A 17,958-nucleotide genomic window follows, 5' to 3' on the forward strand; every position below is an offset into this window, starting at 1 on the left:
CCGTTTATTTGAGCGGGGTAAACACGCCGGGAAGGCGGGTTGACTGTGTGCCGGGGGCGAGGGCGACCAGAGGGAAGGTCTGAAAGCGTCTGCTGATACGTCCTTCCCGGCTGCGGGTGTCTATGATTGTCAGCCCACGACGCGTGATTCTTGCATGAGCTGGAGGGGTGATATCCAGTACCGGCCAGTCTCCCGAGCTGAGTTGTGGGGTATCTGCCCCCTCCGGCCATAACCAGGTATCATCAGTTAACACCGCCCCTGTATTTTCAGGTAGCAACCACTGGACCACATGACGCGATTCCCGCACCGGTTCGCCTGGCTCATTGACCTGCCAGATGGCTGTTGTGACCAGCTGGCGTGGTCGCGCTTTGAGTGAAAGAAGCACGCCACAGGCCTCTTGCGTTGCCCGGCGATCGGTCGCGTATACCGCCCGGGAGTTCACTGCACTGTCTGTACGGAAGTGCCGGGACGGCAGGACGAACTCCACGCCGTCGGCATCGATCACCAGGCGGGAAAGACTGACCTGGCCCTTTACCGGGCGGCGACAGCGTGGCGTCAGGTGGATGGAACACATCAAAGGTCATACCCCAGCTCATTTATCATTTCGTCTGCCATCAATTCGATGACGCCCTTATCACCACGGGCGCCACTGTTACGCTCCCTGTACTCAATGAGTTTTTTTGCGGATCCGCGAGGGAACTTCTCCGCCAGTAACTGACGGGCACGGGCAGTACCGATCGTATCCGAGAGATTTCTGCGTAGCGCGCCGTCTTTTTTGTCTGAGTTAAGCGACCACAGCTCCAGCGGTCCGAGCGTAAACCGGACAATCCGTGCCAGCGTCCCCTGGGTTGTGCGCATCATACATAGCATCGGTACGCCACTACCGTCTGCAGCCGGACCAGCTGGCATACGCAGGAATGCATGAAGATTGTGTTCGGGGATCTTAAAACTGTCCCGTAAAAGTGGAATATCTTCCTGGCGGAAGCGCAGCAGCCAGAGGGTGTTGGCAGAGTCGAGCAGGCTTTTCGGATAGTCGGTAAGGAACTGGGTACTCAGCACCGTGCGGATACCAAACTTACGTTGTTCACGATCCTGCGTATCCAGTGCTTCGAAGATGAAATCAATGCCTTTGACGTTGTGCAGTTCGTCATAGATTTTGGTTTTCATTTCACTATCGAGCTGGTTGATGCGTCGCATAATGCCCGGGAGGTAGGCTTCCGGCAGTATTTGCATTACCTCATCCTGATACTGCGGCAGCAAAAAATCACCCGCAGTGATGTGGCCAGCAAAGAGGAACATGATGCCGGTTTTCAGTCTGCCTGCCGGGGTCTTATCGCCGGCTACGTTGTTTAAGTCTACGGCAATAATGCGTGTGTTCGGGTTCAGCGCAAAACGAGTCCGACTGGCCATCATCGGGTAGTCCTGTCGGGCCTGAATCATGCAGCGCTCAATGTACTCCACCAGGGGCTCCTGTGAGCCGTTACGCTGTATTCGGCCAAAAGTCTCCTGAATAACCTCACTGCGTAGTAGCGCGGGCATATCAGCAAGTTCTGGTACCGCCTGGTAGTGTGCCCGCTGAGCTGCAGATAACTGTCCACGTTCATGCAGGAGGTCACGTACTTCGTACCATGGTGTCGCGGTCCACCACTCCGGATCGTGCTCACCCCACAAACCGGATGACTCCAGTGCCGCATCCACTTCTGGCTCTACGTTTGAACGGAACATGTTTGGCTCAATACCACTACGCATGTCATACGCCAGATCAATCAGGCGATTCACTATTTGCCGGGTATCTGTAGGGTTAGGCGGGGTCCCTTTATCCGGTTCGATACAGAAGGCCGTCAACATGGACGCGATAAATTGCTTCTCTGGTGTCACTGGCTTACGAGCGCCGTACAGGATGTCGAAGACATTGCGTGACTTAGACGGGTCGTTGCTGAGTATGATGCCGACTGCTTCGTCCTTTCTCTCTTCTGGCAGACTGTCACGTATCAGCTGGATTAACCCCATCGCGCTGAATCCTTTATCAATGTGAGCCACATAAGGAAGCGAAACCTGGGCGGAAGATACCTGTATTTCCGTCAGGGTATTAATCAGTACCGATTTACCCAGACCCGAATCGCCAGGGGCAAGTTCGGTATGCTTGTTCTGTCGAGAAGACCCCAGCCCGACTTCCCAGGCGCATCCGTCTTCCGTGTGCAGCATCAGGTTGCCTTCCCCTCGCCAGACGGTACCTGGTCGGTTGAAGGGCAACATCGATAGCGCATGGGAGAGTGGCGGGTAAAGCGGAACAGGGCCGGAGCCCGCTGACGCGGCCAGCATACTGTTGACCCATCCCCTGCGAGGATCACCGAATGTGGTGGTCGTGTTACAGACTCCCCAACCCTGCAACGCTGATTCAAGCAGCATCTGATTACGGGAGCATATTTCCCGGGTATGCCCCCAGGTGGACGCCACAATGGTCATCACGCAGACCGGATCGCGTTCATCCGTTGCAGCCAGCTGTGTGAAAGCGTCGTAAAGTGGGCGAATAGAGGGAATAAATTGTCCAAATGATGAAATAGTCTTTTTCCAGCCCAGCGCTTTCATCCCGCCAGGCATGATGTCGATTCGTATGCGCCAGGGAACGGAACGTGGAACCAATTTCACAAGCTCATTGAAGGGGCGGGGATGCTGAGGCGGAAGTGTTATGGCCACCATGCCGTGCCACAGCCCCCCTGCATGCACCAGATTACCTTCTGTTTCTGGCGTACAACCAAATACCTGAAGATTCAGGAAGGGAGCTAGCAGTGCTGTAGCGTCGCCCTCCTGAAGCGCACCCGCTGGCGCAGCCTTCCCCGGTAATGCCGGGCGCCATGCGGCCGATGTGCTGTTGCGTGCTGTTTCACGTCTGATTTCATTACAGAACTCAGGCACATCAAGCAGGCGGACAAGCAAGCCGTCTCCACCGCGTACGAGTGCTTTTTCAAGAGTGGTGATAAAGCTGTCGTGCCGGATCTTCAGACCAGACATTTGCCAGCGCCAGGGCTCCTGACCAAAGCGCGCGACAGGTGCTTTATCCTGAATGGCCCGAACGGTGGCGTTAAAATCGGTTCGTTCCTGATGACTCACCAGTGTCGGAGAGCTCCAGACGGCAAGCCAGCAGCGCTCACGAACAAGCCACGGAGAAATGACATTGATCTTCTCATTAAGCAGGTCATCCAGCTGGACGCCGATGTGCTGAATTGAACGCATTTGCGGGGCGATCATGGCGCTGACTTCGTCACGCCCTTTTTCCGGGTCACGTTCGAAAATGAAGGCCAGTTTATGGCCGATATTTTTCCAGGTGGTGCTGAGCGTGGACGCGAGGTGCGCGATCATTCCTTCAAACGCATCCGGATGATCGTCTGAGGCTGTTTCCGACATTTCACGCAATGCCCCGGATATTTCGAATACAGAAAGGAAATAGCCATGATGGGTGACACCTATATAAGGGGCTTCCAGCCAGGGTCTGAGCTCCAGATCTTGTTTGTCCAGTCCGATCACCGTACGAATGTCGCAGTAGTCGACAAAGTCAGCAGAGACGGCGAAACGGGAACAGGTATTCATAACGTCTTCAATAGTGAAGACAAGGCGGTTGATATTCATAGCTGCGAAGACTCCACCGGAATGGCGTGTATTGATGGGCGAGGCGCTTCTGTGGGCGCATCTGCGGGATAAGGCTTGCGTTAGGTTTACGTGACAGTGGTACCAGATGACTGTGAGGATAATATTGTTGTCTGCGAGGCTCCTGACAGAACGTCACTGTCCGTCACTGAATCAGGTGTCAGGATCAACGCCACTCCGTTCATTTTTTGTCGCATTTCATCGCGCATGACTGGCGGGAAACGTTTAAGCGCATCTGCATAGTCAGCTGGTCGCCATCCCCCGAAACGTTCTTCCAGAGGAAGACGATGGCGGGTCAGTTCCGACAGTACCCGACGGCCTTCCCGAACCTCGCCTGGTCTGGTGCTGAAGACGGCCTGCAGGGCTTTTCGGTTCAGGGCAACAACATTACGTGGGTGCAGGTCCGGTAGCCAGACCATGACCCCCTGAGCAGCAGCAAATCCGTTGAGGGCATGCCAGGCATGGCAGAGGTAACAGAGGTGAAACGGTGTCGTGAGCCGTTCTAATTCAGCATGTTCGATGTCAGACAGCAGACTGGTGTCGGTCAGCAGTGTTTTGGGGATGTGTCGCAAAGCAATCCGGCGGGCGGCAAGTGATGCGTGCTGCATCCCGGTCCGGGCAGCTTTCAGAGCCCGGGCGTGTTTCTCATATTCAACCGGTACCTGCGGGGTGGGACGTGACTCCAGCTGAGCCAGCGTGTCTTTCGCTCTGACAAGTCGGGTCCTGGCATCCTGCGCGTCTTCCGCAAGTCGGGATAATGGCAGGGATTCCGGTAACACAAACAGATGTTTCATGTCAGCACTACAGCAATAACACCGCCCTCCAGAAACGCTCTCGGGGGGAGGAAGTAAAGGGGCTGTGGAATGGACAACATCAGGAACCGGAAGCGGATGTAGCCATGGACAGTCAGGTGTCTTTTTCTTTTTGCTCATCGTTTTCTCCTGAAAGGGTCGGTAAACACCGACCCTTTCCTGTGGTTAGCTGATATTGACAGAGCTGGTACCGAGCTGTTTCTGGGTTCGTCCCATAATTTCAGGGACTACGGCCAGTAGTGCGCCGATGGCCAGACCTGCACAGCAGCGGCCCACAGTGATCTGCGGATTGGTGCCCACTTTTTTGAAGGACAGCAGGGAACCGATGAAGATGAACACACCGATCGCCTGGGCAATTTCCAGGCCGGAAGTTTTACCGCTTTTGGCACCAGAGGCGGCGCTACCAAACATATCGGCGAGATCGCCATCAGCGAAGGCCATGCCGGGTAACAGGAACGTGACCAGAGCACACAGCCCCTGAATCATGCGCTCGCGGCACTGCATCATGGTCAGCTGGCAGAAAATAACGACGGCATAAAGACGCGCGGAAATAGCACGGAAAAGTGACATAGTGTCTCCTTGGGTTATAAAAAAACGAAGTGTGTTAAAAAGAGAGGCCGAGAGTGGCAAGTGCGGCATCGATGAGCTGAGGTGAAAAGACCATACCGGTCCCTGCAAACAGTTTTACTGTCGCAGCGCGAATGCTTTCACTTGAACTGAGTGCGGTGTGCCCCTCAAGCTCTGATCGTCGAAACATATCGAGTGCCGCATAGACAAACCCCACTCCTGCTAGCCGGACCAGAGAAAGTACGGCGTTAGCAGCCCCGGCAGCAACGCCGTAGGTGGCGGGTTGCACATACGCGATTGCATCAAAAGATGTGGCGCCAAAGCCAAGCTGCGCACCACTGGCATTAATGATGGAGGGGAGAGATACCAGCGCGGCGCAGGAAAAAAGGCCAATAGCAAACTTGCCCGGGGACAATGGACTTCGACTGGAACGTTGCCGGGTCAGAAGTGCGATGAGGCCAAAAAAACCAATCATCTCGGACCAGCTGAATAATAAATCCAGCCCAGCGGTGAAGATGCCCGAAGCAAGATTCTCTATTAGCGTGACGGCATCCAGTGCCATTAGCGCAGGGTTCCTCCGGTTGTCACCACAGAGCGCGTGGCAGGATCAATCTGACGAATAGTGACTTTACCCAGCGTATCCCCCTCCCGGACTGACCAGGTACTGCCCTGCCATTTGATCCACGCCATTCCTGCTTCCAGCGACATGATTTTCATGCCTGCAACAGCACTGGTTGTCTGCCGTTTTTGGGGCCGGGAAGCTGTTTTTGAGGCATCAGAGGTGCTTACGCGGGTTTCCAGAACAGCCAGCTTCTGTGTCAGCTCATTAAGCTGTGCACGCGTTTCTACTGCGTAAGCCTCATCCCTTTTGATAGCATCAGACAGGCGCGTAACGCTGTCTTTAAGCGACGTCAGAGAGTCATTTATCTTGCGGTCACGATCGTTCAGCTCGTCACGGATATCCGTCATCATGCTCGCCCTGTCGTCCTGAGCCATTGGCAGGGACGTATGTGCCGCCGGTTGCGCCGCGGCTGGCGAGACAGCCTGCTGCGGAACAGACTCAACCGTACTATGCTGTGCACCGTCGAGTGTATTTTCAACTTCACTGAAGCTGGTTTCAGACGGCGTATTATTCGTCAATGACAGTGATGGACCGAACAGGTACCAGAGGCTGGCCACTGCCAGAAGCGTTATCCCGAGAAGCCACGGCAGAGAATAGCCAAACAGCAGGTCTCGCTTCCAGAAGGGCGGTTTCTCGCGAGGATCTGGCGCGCCAAAATCATCCTCGCTTTCCAGTGTTTCTTCTTCAGGCATATCAATTTTCTGGTTCATCATTGTTCCTCACGGGTACGGTATCGCCATACTGACGACGGATTTCAGCCTGGCGGCGCGCGATGGCTTCCTGCAGGCGGGTTTCGGTTTGCTGCTCTGCGGCAGCGGGTGCTGATAAGGTGCTATTGATTGCGGGACGAGCCGCTTTATTACTGCTGACAATGTCGTCAGAAGTAACCGAGTCAACGAAGAGAATGGAGATAACTTCTTTCTGCTTCACGGTGACCTGGCGGAACGGCTCACGGGCCATCTCCTGTTTGATGACTTCCGCCCCGGTCTGGGCTGTGCCGCCAACCATTACACCAGCCACTGTGCTGCCATCAGGTTTACCCACTCGTCCGGTGACGGTACCGACACTGGACTGCATAACCTGAGTGTTAGCATCCTTGTACAGACCGCCAAGATCACCAAGACCTCCCAGTACAGCGGGCAGAACGATGTGTGTTCCCCATCGATGGTTAACATCGGAGGCCACAGAAGACATCAGGTTTTTCTCACTCTGTGCGCTTGCATTGACGTTCAGCTCCATGCCGTTCCAACTCATACTGGTAAATCTGATATCCAGTCCATTGCCGGCAAGTTTTGCTGACGAACTGTGAAGTCTTGCGCCAGCCAGCGGCCCGGCAGGAATAACCGCAACAACCTCTGAGTTGGGGTTATCTGAATCCACGGCAGTCTCCATATAACCGGCCGCACGCGTAAGTGCGTGGATGAAGACCTGTGCACTCTCTGTTTCAGTTTTTGTCTCTGCCAGGTTTCTTGTGCCAGTCGCTGGCGATGTCTGCGTAACACTTGCCAGGGCAGTTGCCAGCACCGGTGCATCGCCGCCAGTCTGTGCGTCACTGATCCGCTTAAGCAGTTTTTGCAGTTGAGCCTGGCGCTTTTCGTTTGCCTGCTCTTCTCCGGCCGGGTTTTCCGCATGGCGTGATGCTGCTGGCGGCGGAGGTGGCAGGTCCACCGGTTTTGTTTCTGGCACCTTATCCGGAGGGGGTTCCGTGACTTCAAGGCCGACCGGGAGACTGGCGATGAAGGATGAATCGGTCCGTGCGGCTTCCTGCGCGCCTAAATCGTTTGAGGCTTTAAGCAGTTCACGGTAACGCGGGCTCTCCGTCGTGGTGGTTACGGCACTTGAGGCCGTACCGTTAAGGTTGACGGCAGAATCTGTTCCTGAAGGGTCATGTGTCAGCCACGACATGGCCAGATAACCCGCGGTCACTAAAACCAGGGCACTAAATCCAATTATTGAAAAAAGTTTTTTGCCGTTCTTACCGGCATCCTGTTCTGCGCTCATTACTGAAGCTCCGGCGTGACGTGAACGGATTTCCCGTTTACTGAGAAGGTCAGTAACGGGGTGACGGGGAGTTTCCAGAGATGCGTACCATCCGCTGAAGAGAGTGTCTGTTCAAACTCGTCGCGCAGCATTGCGCGGGAACGGACCATCAGATCATCACCGCTTTGCCAGATCGCAGTGTCAGGGACGTTGCCCTGGAATTTAAGGCGACGGGCATCTTCTGGTGGTGTGCCATCCAGAAAAGCCTGCAACGTGGCGCTGTGGAGTGCGATTTTATCGACGGGTACGCCCGGGGCTGCTGAGCCAGGACCCAGACGCGGGACGCGTAAATCCAGCCGACTGTCGATCTCCTGACTGGCAGTACGGGTGTCTGTCTCACCACTTGTCACATTGATCATGATTGGAACATCAAGCCCTTTCAGATATACGGAAATATTCCCCGCAGCCCACGGGCGCAGTGGTGTTATGGCCAGCATGTTGGTTCCAGCATTGAACTTCACATCAAAACTCTTCGGGCTGGCATTAATTGGCGGATCTGACTGTGGCCACGGTGCGCCATTGATGTCCGTCAGGGTGACGACGCTCTGGTTATTCATGGCCGTGCGTACCAGCGGGATACTGGCGCCTGGAGAAAGATTGAGGGTTAATGAACTGATACGCGGAACCACGCTTATCATTGGGGCATTTACAGAACGCTCGTTGTCGGTCAGTCGAAGCCTCAATTCGCGTATCTCATCCGCTGACAGAGGCGAGTCTAAACCTGCTGCCTCATCTACCAGCGGCGAGCTTTGTTCCGGGGGCGGGAGCTCTCCACTAATCCGGGTTGCCGGTACACCTGTTGTTTGCGCTTCTGCCCCCTGAGGAGCGGCGGCAGTTGTTGCACCAGGCGTCCTGGCATCCTGCCAGCCAGTATTGTCAGCGGCGGCTACGAGGGCCGGACCACACAGCAGTAGTGTGGTCATGAGATAACGAAGTTTCATGGCGGGAGCCTCAGAGATTGCGGGGAGCGTTGCGTGAGATCATCTGGCGGATTTCCATCCCGACGGGTTTCTGTCGTGGATCTACGCGCTGGATGGTAATTTCGAAAACAAACGGTTGTTCAGGCTTGCTGGTCGTCTGCCCAACCAGGCGCAAACGTACCGGATACTGCATTGTCCAGAACCAGGTTCCGTCAGACAGACGCCCACGCCGGATGACGACACCAGCCCCTACGGAACCGGTAAGATTCATACGCTCGCGTTTCAGGGCATCGTAGATATTGGAGTTGGTTAGCGCCTGGATGTAACTGGCGTGTCCTGCTTCAGAGAACAGCGATGCTGTAGAGGATACCTGTTCACGATAATGAACGAAGTCCAGGTTAAAGGCCCGCATCAGAGCCTTGCTGCCAAAGGCGATGGCATCGTCCTGGCTCCATGCTGGTTCGGAAGTGGGAGCCAGGCGAACCAGGCGCCCACTGTCGGTGGCAAAGTAATCCCGTGGCTGTTGTATCAGAGCCCAGGTCAGGCCAGCATTGAGGATGATGCTGATAAGCAGGCCACTCCCCAGCAGGAGGTTACTCTTCATCAGCTCTGGTGCCATTTTCTGGCGTTTTTCTGCCGTTTTCATCATGTTCACGGCGTTTTTCAGCGGATCCTCCGCAGGGGAGGGGGCCCGCCCCTTTGCAGGGGGGGCTGATTGTGTCTGTTTTGTCATAGGTTTCAGGAGTTGAAGTTTTTCCAGGGATCGATGTTGTCTGGGATCTGTTCGTTGACTTTATCCAGGGCCGCTTCGCAGACCTTATTTTCCAGTTGCGAAATGATTTCATCGAGCCCGGGGAATTGCGGCAGGGTCACCTTGACGTTCTTGATACGGGACAGACAGGACTGCAGGGAGGATGAGACATTGCTTTCGCGCTGTTCCCAGGCTGTTGCGGCCGCCCTGGCTCGCTCATAACCAGCCTGGCTACCCGCTTCAGCAGCACTTCCTGCTCGGCAGGTTGCCGCCGCAGCGGCGGCAGAAAAAAGCATGAAGCCGGACAAAAGTCCGGCTTTAAGCATGTGATATCGCATTCTCTCTCCTTATCGGCTTAGCGGCCGGGGCTGTGGGAGTGTTCCTGATGAAGCGCTTTTTCCTGTCTGCCCTCCGGCTTTCGGGCGTCATCCCATTGTTTCCAGGTCTGTTCAAAACCGAGGCGCTGGAACAAGGTATCTGCCTGTTTTTCCGGTGTGTAGAGCCGGGCGGGAAGCGGTGTATCCTCTTCCCGACCTTTCAGGTGGAACGTCATCAGCTGAGGTGCGGCACGGGTGGTGCCGTCGGGTTCGAAATTCACCGCCTGTCCGTAGCCTACAAAGCGGGGACCGTCATCGGTGATGGCATTAATAACCAGCTGACTGTTGTCTGTGGTTGGCGTGGCCAGTGCCGGATACAGCGTGCCATCCAGACGAACCATCCCCTGCAGGTGTTCCCCCGCAGACTGGACAAGCAGCAGATCTAACTGGTTTGACTGTGTGTCCATAGAGGCCATGACGGGTACCAGCCTGTCTGGTGCTTCCGTGGACGGTGGCGAAATGCTGGCCGCGGCTACCGGTGACTTTACAGGATGCCTGTCTTCGCCCAGATAAAACTGACGCTCTTCCAGGCGAGGTGGCAGCTTCAGGTCTGTGGTGTACTCAGGCCAAGCCTGTCGGATTTGCTGTGTGAGGCGGCCAAACGTATCGACCGGGAAAGCCTGAAGAGGCTGTCCCTGCTCCGGTCGATCATGTGCCACGGCAAGACCTGTTGAGGCGGACGTCAATGACCAGTTATTTTTTACGCGCTCTTTTTCCTCACCAGGTACCTGCCAGCTGTCACGGGAATTGAGCGTCAGCGTGACCACATCGCCGGTTTTGTGGTGCGCGATCAACTCCCGTAAATCCTGCCCCCAGTAGGTATGACTTCCACCGCGGTTCTGTAGCTCGATAAAGAAGCTCTTGCCCTTTTGCTCTTTATTTTCGTACATCGCTTCACCAAAGTTCTTGAGGACCGCCGTGACGCTCTGGCCTGGTTTCAGTGCAGAGGGGGCGGGCTCAGCGGGCATATCAGGGACCCGGATGCTGTCGGCCTGCTTAGGCGCTACAGGCTCTGTTGAGGGTGAAACGGCAGGCTGCTTTGCGGCAGTTGCCTGTGCTGACGGCGTGGGTGATACGGGGGGCACGGGTATGCCCGGAGCGTCAGGGGTAACAGCTTCGGGGGCGGCTGTTGCCGGTGACACTGGCGATGCGGCATCAGGTGATGGAGTCTGTCGGTTCAGATCCGGCGTAGGAATATGTGTTGTGACTGAATCCCTGGTTGCCCCAAACTGTTGCCGCATAGTCTCAAGCTGCGCGCGCTGCGCAGGCAGCTTCATTCGGATATCGAGGTCATATTCAATAATGAGCCGCATGGCCTGCTCTTTAAACTGCGTACTGCCGGTGAGCTCCACCACACCGCCGTAATAGCGTGATGCCACGGCCAGCGCGGCGAGCACCTTGCGCTTGTCCTCACTCGCACCGTTACACATTTCGAGACGGTTGCCGAGATCGTGAAACGCATCTTCCCCGTCGAGACGGTAAAGCACCTTATTGTCACGCTGTTCTTCCGTTGACAGGGCTTTAATGATTTCATCGAGATCTTCTCGCTGAAGCGGTTCCGGCCTTCGCGGTCCGTAGACAAGCCCATCCGCTTCATGCATCTCACTCTCTGCCGTTTCCTTCCTGCCCGGGGAGGGCTCTGACGTGTTTGGATCCACATCGGCAGTTTGCGTCTGCTCCTGTTTTTGCCCGGTTGATGTTGCTCCGGGGGACTGTGGAGGGATTGGTAATTCAGGAACGATCGGCTCCGGAGACTCAGCGTCTGTTTCATGTGACGCAGCCTCAGGCTTCAGGGTTTGTTTGCCCGTTTCTGACAGTTCATGGTCTGTCTGTCGTTCCTGAGCAGGCATATGGGGAATGTCATCAGACTGACTGTTCACCCATTCAGCAAATTGTGGGTCGTCCATCTGCGCGCGTATGTCTGCATAATCATCGAGGCCAGGGACCGGTATATTCGATCCTGATTCGATGGCACTATGACTACGCTGACCGGCATCCGCAGAAGATGTCGCGATCGTCACGTCCGTGGTGCTCTGCGTATCAGGAATTAAAACATCAGCGTCTCGCAGGGACGTGGGGGCGGGTTCATCGTGTTCAGCCTTATTCTCAACCGGTGCCGCACTGATACTGGCTTCATCGGGCGGCATCACCGCTGCCGGAGAGATTATTTCAGGTTCAGGCGGGGCGGGAGGCGCTGGGTTTACTGACTCATCCTGCCTGTGGCTTTCAGACGGAATAACGACAGGTTCATCCGGGGCAATCGAAGACTGGCCGGATTCCTGACTTTCCAGATTTTCCATTTTTGGGTCCTGTTGTGAGAGAAATTGTGCATCGTTGGGTGCGTAGTCTGTCCGGATATCGATGCCGGCAGACCTGAGGCGGTCGCTGATGTGCTCACGGAAGGCTTCTCTGCCCCTGCTGATATCGAGATCGTTGAAGTCCGTCAGCAAGCGTGCTTTTTCTTCTTCGGTGAAATCAGGGGCGATGACTCTGCCGCCCGTGAGTTCTGCCGCTTTCTCAGCGCTCAGGATGCCCTTATTTTCAGGTTGTCCTGTCTGCGCATTCTTCAGCTGATGATCATTGTCTGCACAGAAAATAAAAGGACTGTCAGGCCAAACGGCACGAGCATTCTGGCCAACGGCAATCATGTTTCCCGCATCAACCGTCATCAGTACCGGCAGACCTGATGCCTCATGCAGAGAGGCTGCTGTGGCATATCCTTCAGCAAACAGCAAAGGCAGGCCATTCTGTGGCGTCCCCAGTGCAAACCAGTTACCTGTTTTTTCACTGTCTTTAAGGATGCGGGCGTCTTTTCCGCCGGTGAGCGGAATACGCTGGTAAGAGCGTATGTCGCCATGCGCATTGCTGAAGGGGATCACAAGTTCTTGCTTATCGTTGATTCTTATACCCGGCGCAGCCTCCACACCCTTACGGGTCAGATAGGCGTTCGTTGTAGCCTGCGGGTAGCGGTCAACATATCGGGCGGCGTACTCCGCCTGCCGGTTGTACTGTTGCTCCAGAGCACGGGCATTGTCTTCACGCGTTTGCTGGGCGTGTGCACGGAGATGAAGACGCGCAAGCGGATCCATCTCGCCACCACCTGAAAACACCCACTGCGTCGGTTTAGCGTCGGCGCTGCGATAATCGCGGTACCATCCGGCAGGGCGCCCGTCCAGGTAAGCCTTGTAAGCTCCGCTTTTCGAACCTTTCTTGTCCTGTTTCGTCGGTACGCGCTGAAGGCTTCCATCCATCACGGGGAGCCCCTTAACTAGCAGCCCTGCTTCTTCAAGTTTTTGAGCAAACTCTGTTACCGGATCGTCCGCATTCATCGACAGTTCATGGGGGCGGGGCATCCATCGCTCGAACCTGGTCAGGTCGGCTCCTGGTCGGGCATACCAGAGGCGGTGCTCATCGTCCCATTTAAGGGCTTTCTGCCCATCGCTGAGACGCGGGTGGGCGTTGATGGCGTCGTCCTTCTCTTCGTGAGGTACGGCAAGCCATACGCGGTGACTTTTTTGCATGGTCACATTCCTGGAAGATATTGAGGGAGTAGCGCGGGAGCGCTATGGGGAACGAACGGGTTACATCGGGTTCAGAGACCAGTCCAGTCTCGTGGTTTTTCAACAAAATGCCGGTACCACCAGGGGCGACCGGAGGCAATCTTTCCCCTGAAGGTACTTATTACGCGCAGGCAGATAGCCCGTACACTCCAGCCAAAGAAATTCAGGGCAACAAAGAATCCCAGAATGGCGGAACAGATATACAGCGTCTTCATGGACGGCCAGCGAAACCAGACCAGATACAGCAAAAGGAACGGCAGCGGGATACCAAAAAAGGTGACAGGCGGTGTGGCATAGCGCCAGAATCCTTCTCGTTTCAATGTCTAAGCTCCTGTGTCGGTAGGTAGAGTGCCGCTTCGTGTCTGTCTATATCACCCGTTACGTAACCTTCACGCACTTGATCGATAATGCGCCTTTTCTCCAGTCTCAGGATGTTATCGATGTGGGCCGGCCACTTCTCTGACGGGAGATTCTGTAGTGCATCGCGTAGCTCATCGTCGAAGACGATGTATTCCCGGAGAGCCCGGCGTTTGCCGTCTGTCGTTCTGACAAGTACCTGGACTACGATAAACCGTAACATCCCAAGCATCTCCCAGGCGCGTGCATCACGAATCTGAGGCGGAAACAGACCAAGCAGTCGGTTCAGGGTTTCACCTGGTGATTTAGAGTGCAGTGTACCGATGGTTAAATGTCCGCTTTCACCAGCCTGGACAGAAGCCTCTGCTGTTTCCGTGTCACGAATTTCCCCGATACCGATGACCTCCGGGTTTCGGCGCATTGCGGAGCGAAGCCCATCTGCAAAACTTGCGACGTCACGTCTTACCTGAGCCTGATGCGGCGGCAGAAGGTCGTCGGGGCGGCCGAGAATGTACTCTACTGGATCTTCGTAGGTCACAATTTTGCGATCGGGCTGTGTGTCCTGGCAGTGGCGATACAACGACGCCTGCAACGTTGATTTACCCGAACCCGTTTCACCGCAAATAAGACCCAGCCCGGTTTTTGGCAGCATTGCCGCCGCCAGATCGGGCTCGATACCCAGCTTCAGAAAATCGGGAATGATGTGGGGGATCACACGCAGAGTGACGGAGAGAGCCTTTTCTTCCCGGGCAGATGTCCCCTGGATGATGTGCGCGCGTAGCCGCACGCGTTCCCCCCTTTCCAGGCCATATCGCCCATGCATGTCGCCGTCGATTTGAATGGCTCTGTCCAGCGGTCTTCCACCCTGCACTCGGGGGCGCACTTCTGGCCCCAGCAGGTCGTCAAGCATATTTCCCAGCATGATATTCGGCAGTATGGTGTCTGAGACTCTCTCACGTCGGCCATAACGACTCACTGAAACTGGTGAGCCGCCAACCAGATCCACATCACTGACTCCATGTGCCGAACACCAGGCAAAAAATGTCCTGAACTCGTCGGCGGTATAGGCACCGCTGAACGGGAAAAGCCCGAACGAGTCAGGGATAGCTGATATGTTCACGAGGAAAACTCCTTACTGGATGGTAACGGACGGGCGCCAGCGTGATTTCTGTAGCTCAAACGATGCATGTGATTTGAGTCGGCGAACACGATCGCCGGTAACGAGCTTCTGACCACTGCCAGTAACAGTCTGCTGCTGCTCGGTGACTTCCGGCCGGGAAATCATGCCCCGTCGCCAGAGCAGGGAATAAAGCATCATGCCGCGATAGTCCCGGGTGAGTTGATTCATGCTGGCCTCAAAGGTCAGATCGGCATTTTCGCGACCTTCCTGCCAGCCTTTTTTCAGTGCGTCTTCCCAGACCTTTCTCTGGGCGCTGTCTTCCGGCACAACCAGACCTTCTGTGCCAGGGGTTGCCGTGGTGGCCAGACCGCGTAGTAACCAGCTGCGCCAGCTGGGCGGGTTACTGACGAATCGCTCCGGTCGGATGATGGTCCAGACTTTTGAGGCTGTGCGAATTTGATCAGGAGTGATGTGTGCTACGTCCTGCGCTTCATCAATAACCGGAGGAAGCCAGCCTTCAGGGCTGATAAGTGGACGGAAATCGTAAAGGGCATTGAGGGTGGATTCGCGGGCGTTGAGTGCCTGGGTTAACTCCCATGCCCGCTGGGATTTTCCTCCCCGGAATCCCAGTGTTCTGCCAGCATCAGTAAGCATTTGCCAGCGCGTTTCGGACAGACCTTCTGGTCTTTGTCGCTCCGGGTTGAGCCAGGCCTGCATATCCGGAGGTGGTGCCCCTGTATCTGTCGGTGAAGCCGGCCGCTCTCCTGCACACCCAGTCAGGAGCAGAGCAGGGAATAGTAACAAGAGAAAGCATTTCATTTCTTTCTGGTCTCCGGTTGCATGAAGTTGAGCTGGAGCAGCCCAGGGTACTGATTCAGGGTTGCGCGCCATGCGGTCTGCGCTTCGATAACGCGCAACACATTGCTGAACGTCATGCCACGAACGTGCAATGTTACGGGCAAGGGCAGGCGAACGCCGCTGTAGTTGAACTGCAGGCCACGTGCCCGCGCCAGTTCATCCAGTAGCTCCACAGCATCACCTTCCCAGTCGAAAGAGACGTCAGCGCTGTTGGAGCGAACGATCTCCATGGATGATGGCGCGGTTTTCGAACCGGACCAGACACCGTTATTCCACATCTGATACTGTGTGTGACGGGTAACGGAAACGGATGAGGCCGCGCCGTAACGGTCGGGGGAAGGAGAAACTGGAGACGTTGATGGCGTAGTCCAGGACTGGCAGCCGGCGAGCAGGGAGATGGCCAACACGCCGGGAAGCATTAAACAATTCATGGTAGTTACCTTGCCGGGGGGCGACGGAGATTAAAGCCAGAAGATTCAGTGGGCGAGGCTTATGATGCCGTTAATTTTGATGTTTACTTTTCCTGCGTATCCAGCTAATTAATTCAGATGGTTGATTATTTGCGGTCATCCAGAATAAAAGTCCGAATACAGAGAAAGTGAGATAAAACTGCCTGATGGTATCGTCAACACGCTCTTTCCAGTCATCCTCATCAATTAATACCGTTTTGCATACCTGAGGCATTACAAGAGGAGATGGCGGGCCGCTATCGTTTGATTGTTTACATTCTCTTACCATGCCTGGTGGTGCATCACCGGTAAGTGATCGGGCCTGTTCAAGGAAGGTGTCGGCGAGCGAGTGGTTGAATCCAAATAACATGAACAGAATAAAAAAACCGGTGGCTGGCGCAGTTATCAGGCTGCTGAAAGCAACACTGCTGATCTGATGCAATACATGTACATATCGGAAAGATTTCATCTTCAACGGTCTCAGCGGGAGAAAGTTCGGGGGGATTACAGCCAGTGCACAGGGGATAACACACAAAGAAACGGCAGAGGAAGCCCATTGCGGGCTTCCCCTAAACTATCAGAACGTGAACTGCAACTGTGCGACCGCACCGTAGGTACGATCGGTTCCTGCAATACCGGTCAGGTCCAGATGTACTACGTCGAAAGGAGAGAAGCCCAGACCCGCAGTGAAAGCGTTGCCCTCGCTGGAGACCATGTTCTGACGATAACCCGCGCGTACCTGCATCCAGTTCCAGGCATTCAGTTCGGCACCCACACTGGCGAACTGGCGTTTGTCATCCCGCTCAAAGCGGCTTGCTTCGGTCAGATCCACATCGAGAGCGGTGGTCAGGATACTGTTACTCCATGCCACGCCTGCAGTGGCCTGTGGTTTTACTTTGAATGTTTCTTTCTCACCATTCACTGCTTTAGTGTCAACGGTGCGGGCGATGATGTTCTGTACCGCGAGACCCAGCATCCAGTTGTCGCCGAGGTTTGTTGCCAGACCGATGTCGGCGTTAAATCCGGTTTTAGTATTGCGGTAGTCATCCGAATTCAGGTCATTTTTGTCGAAGTCGTTTACCTTTGCGCTGTAGTTGAAAAGATCGATGCGTTGATACTTGGGCGTGATCCCCAGTGACCAGCTATGTCCCGCTGTTTCAAATTCGTGCGCCATAGCCACACCGACATCGGTGATAACGGCAGCCCGACCATAAGCGCGGGACGTTAGTGCATCCTTGTCTACCGTATCTGACGGGATGGCGCCGCTGGCGATATTATCGAGATACTGTAGATCGTGATCACTGACCTTGCCGTTTACGGAAACGGTGCCCCAGGACTTCACGACAACCGCAAATGGAAGCACTTTATTAGGAGTGGTAGCAATGACAGATGCCCCGACCTGTCCGTTTGCTTTTACGTCCTTCAGGTCTTCCAACTTGTTGCGTAATGCGGCTGCACTTTCGCTGACACCGCTCTGGCGGTCAACTGCATTGTCAAAATTGTTCCACAGATCCTTTACGTCATCGGTATTATCGATGGCATTATCTGGGTCTGCTACCTGGACACCTACGGACGGCAGCACCAGGCTGAAGTCATCGTTCGCGCCAAATTTCGTCAGGAGTGCCGGGTTGGATAAGGCAGCTGTACCGTAATGTGCGGAAGCTACGCCAGTCCCGCCCATCGCATCGCTGCGGGCTTCCATATAAGAGGTTGCAGCTCCCGCATGAAATGCCATCATGACGGCGAAAGATATCAGTGTTTTTGCAATGTGAGTCTTTTTCATAAGTAAATTTCCTGTAGTCCTGTCTGGATTTAGGGCAAAAGTAGGTCCTGATGCGGCAGCATCAAAATTTCCTTTTTCTTTTTTAATTCAGATTTTC

General features: G+C 55.1%; 17 protein-coding genes. All 17 read right to left on the reverse strand.

The window, feature by feature from the left end; translation table 11 throughout:
• Nucleotides 1-4 precede the first annotated feature (4 nt).
• On the reverse strand, nucleotides 5-574 hold the full coding sequence (locus ACQG0S_RS23725) for a hypothetical protein (protein WP_022649999.1): 570 nt from the start codon (nucleotides 572-574) through the stop codon (nucleotides 5-7).
• Nucleotides 574-3,627: a hypothetical protein gene (locus ACQG0S_RS23730; protein ID WP_022649998.1), complete on the reverse strand. Its 3,054-nt coding sequence runs from the start codon at nucleotides 3,625-3,627 to the stop codon at nucleotides 574-576. Before ACQG0S_RS23730 ends, ACQG0S_RS23725 begins: the two co-directional genes overlap by 1 nt.
• Before the next feature lie 86 nt (nucleotides 3,628-3,713).
• Nucleotides 3,714-4,439 (reverse strand): hypothetical protein, encoded by a 726-nt coding sequence (locus ACQG0S_RS23735; RefSeq protein WP_063864836.1) that lies wholly within the window; start codon nucleotides 4,437-4,439, stop codon nucleotides 3,714-3,716.
• A 183-nt stretch (nucleotides 4,440-4,622) separates the two neighbouring features.
• The gene (locus tag ACQG0S_RS23740; protein ID WP_022649996.1) at nucleotides 4,623-5,027 is read right to left on the reverse strand and encodes a DUF6750 family protein; all 405 of its coding nucleotides are present in this window, start codon (nucleotides 5,025-5,027) and stop codon (nucleotides 4,623-4,625) included.
• A gap of 34 nt (nucleotides 5,028-5,061) precedes the next feature.
• On the reverse strand, nucleotides 5,062-5,586 hold the full coding sequence (traQ, locus tag ACQG0S_RS23745) for a conjugal transfer protein TraQ (protein WP_022649995.1): 525 nt from the start codon (nucleotides 5,584-5,586) through the stop codon (nucleotides 5,062-5,064).
• Nucleotides 5,586-6,359, reverse strand: a complete 774-nt coding sequence (gene traP / locus ACQG0S_RS23750; protein WP_123839398.1) for a conjugal transfer protein TraP — start codon at nucleotides 6,357-6,359, stop codon at nucleotides 5,586-5,588. Before traP ends, traQ begins: the two co-directional genes overlap by 1 nt.
• Nucleotides 6,340-7,647: a conjugal transfer protein TraO gene (gene traO, locus ACQG0S_RS23755; protein ID WP_022649993.1), complete on the reverse strand. Its 1,308-nt coding sequence runs from the start codon at nucleotides 7,645-7,647 to the stop codon at nucleotides 6,340-6,342. The genes traP and traO overlap by 20 nt, the downstream gene beginning before the upstream one ends.
• A complete protein-coding gene (locus tag ACQG0S_RS23760; RefSeq protein ID WP_022649992.1) occupies nucleotides 7,647-8,627 on the reverse strand; it encodes a DotH/IcmK family type IV secretion protein in 981 nt (326 codons plus the stop codon). The genes traO and ACQG0S_RS23760 overlap by 1 nt, the downstream gene beginning before the upstream one ends.
• 10 nt (nucleotides 8,628-8,637) lie before the next feature.
• The gene (locus ACQG0S_RS23765; RefSeq protein ID WP_179297403.1) at nucleotides 8,638-9,255 is read right to left on the reverse strand and encodes a DotI/IcmL family type IV secretion protein; all 618 of its coding nucleotides are present in this window, start codon (nucleotides 9,253-9,255) and stop codon (nucleotides 8,638-8,640) included.
• 89 nt (nucleotides 9,256-9,344) lie between these two features.
• Nucleotides 9,345-9,695 carry a hypothetical protein gene (locus ACQG0S_RS23770; RefSeq protein WP_022649990.1) on the reverse strand — a complete coding sequence of 117 codons (351 nt, stop codon included), beginning with the start codon at nucleotides 9,693-9,695 and terminating at the stop codon, nucleotides 9,345-9,347.
• Nucleotides 9,696-9,712: 17 nt separating this feature from the next.
• Complete coding sequence (locus tag ACQG0S_RS23775) at nucleotides 9,713-13,255, reverse strand: LPD7 domain-containing protein (RefSeq protein ID WP_032635082.1); 3,543 nt, start codon at nucleotides 13,253-13,255, stop codon at nucleotides 9,713-9,715.
• A gap of 71 nt (nucleotides 13,256-13,326) precedes the next feature.
• A complete protein-coding gene (locus ACQG0S_RS23780) occupies nucleotides 13,327-13,614 on the reverse strand; it encodes a hypothetical protein (RefSeq protein ID WP_022649988.1) in 288 nt (95 codons plus the stop codon).
• A complete protein-coding gene (gene traJ, locus ACQG0S_RS23785) occupies nucleotides 13,611-14,771 on the reverse strand; it encodes a plasmid transfer ATPase TraJ (protein WP_022649987.1) in 1,161 nt (386 codons plus the stop codon). The genes ACQG0S_RS23780 and traJ overlap by 4 nt, the downstream gene beginning before the upstream one ends.
• A 12-nt stretch (nucleotides 14,772-14,783) precedes the next feature.
• A complete protein-coding gene (locus tag ACQG0S_RS23790; protein WP_022649986.1) occupies nucleotides 14,784-15,590 on the reverse strand; it encodes a type IV secretory system conjugative DNA transfer family protein in 807 nt (268 codons plus the stop codon).
• The gene (locus tag ACQG0S_RS23795) at nucleotides 15,587-16,060 is read right to left on the reverse strand and encodes a DotD/TraH family lipoprotein (protein ID WP_022649985.1); all 474 of its coding nucleotides are present in this window, start codon (nucleotides 16,058-16,060) and stop codon (nucleotides 15,587-15,589) included. Before ACQG0S_RS23795 ends, ACQG0S_RS23790 begins: the two co-directional genes overlap by 4 nt.
• A 70-nt stretch (nucleotides 16,061-16,130) precedes the next feature.
• On the reverse strand, nucleotides 16,131-16,547 hold the full coding sequence (locus tag ACQG0S_RS23800) for a hypothetical protein (RefSeq protein ID WP_123839394.1): 417 nt from the start codon (nucleotides 16,545-16,547) through the stop codon (nucleotides 16,131-16,133).
• A 108-nt stretch (nucleotides 16,548-16,655) separates the two neighbouring features.
• Nucleotides 16,656-17,861, reverse strand: a complete 1,206-nt coding sequence (locus tag ACQG0S_RS23805) for a conjugal transfer protein TraF (RefSeq protein ID WP_022649984.1) — start codon at nucleotides 17,859-17,861, stop codon at nucleotides 16,656-16,658.
• Nucleotides 17,862-17,958 lie beyond the last annotated feature (97 nt).

Origin of the sequence: Enterobacter cloacae complex sp. 418I7 (genome assembly GCF_050030705.1) — a bacterium.
Lineage (GTDB): Bacteria > Pseudomonadota > Gammaproteobacteria > Enterobacterales > Enterobacteriaceae > Enterobacter > Enterobacter intestinihominis.

Excerpts from the sequence above, each read along its gene's own strand:
- traQ (WP_022649995.1), bottom strand. The coding sequence starts at position 5,586 with ATGGCACTGGATGCCGTCACGCTAATAGAGAATCTTGCTTCGGGCATC.
- ACQG0S_RS23790 (WP_022649986.1), bottom strand. The coding sequence starts at position 15,590 with ATGAAATGCTTTCTCTTGTTACTATTCCCTGCTCTGCTCCTGACTGGG.
- ACQG0S_RS23805 (WP_022649984.1), bottom strand. The coding sequence starts at position 17,861 with ATGAAAAAGACTCACATTGCAAAAACACTGATATCTTTCGCCGTCATG.
- ACQG0S_RS23760 (WP_022649992.1), bottom strand. The coding sequence starts at position 8,627 with ATGAAACTTCGTTATCTCATGACCACACTACTGCTGTGTGGTCCGGCC.
- ACQG0S_RS23770 (WP_022649990.1), bottom strand. The coding sequence starts at position 9,695 with ATGCGATATCACATGCTTAAAGCCGGACTTTTGTCCGGCTTCATGCTT.
- ACQG0S_RS23730 (WP_022649998.1), bottom strand. The coding sequence starts at position 3,627 with ATGAATATCAACCGCCTTGTCTTCACTATTGAAGACGTTATGAATACC.
- ACQG0S_RS23795 (WP_022649985.1), bottom strand. The coding sequence starts at position 16,060 with ATGAATTGTTTAATGCTTCCCGGCGTGTTGGCCATCTCCCTGCTCGCC.
- traP (WP_123839398.1), bottom strand. The coding sequence starts at position 6,359 with ATGATGAACCAGAAAATTGATATGCCTGAAGAAGAAACACTGGAAAGC.
- ACQG0S_RS23740 (WP_022649996.1), bottom strand. The coding sequence starts at position 5,027 with ATGTCACTTTTCCGTGCTATTTCCGCGCGTCTTTATGCCGTCGTTATT.
- ACQG0S_RS23765 (WP_179297403.1), bottom strand. The coding sequence starts at position 9,255 with ATGATGAAAACGGCAGAAAAACGCCAGAAAATGGCACCAGAGCTGATG.
- traO (WP_022649993.1), bottom strand. The coding sequence starts at position 7,647 with ATGAGCGCAGAACAGGATGCCGGTAAGAACGGCAAAAAACTTTTTTCA.
- ACQG0S_RS23775 (WP_032635082.1), bottom strand. The coding sequence starts at position 13,255 with ATGCAAAAAAGTCACCGCGTATGGCTTGCCGTACCTCACGAAGAGAAG.
- ACQG0S_RS23725 (WP_022649999.1), bottom strand. The coding sequence starts at position 574 with ATGTGTTCCATCCACCTGACGCCACGCTGTCGCCGCCCGGTAAAGGGC.
- ACQG0S_RS23735 (WP_063864836.1), bottom strand. The coding sequence starts at position 4,439 with ATGAAACATCTGTTTGTGTTACCGGAATCCCTGCCATTATCCCGACTT.
- ACQG0S_RS23800 (WP_123839394.1), bottom strand. The coding sequence starts at position 16,547 with ATGAAATCTTTCCGATATGTACATGTATTGCATCAGATCAGCAGTGTT.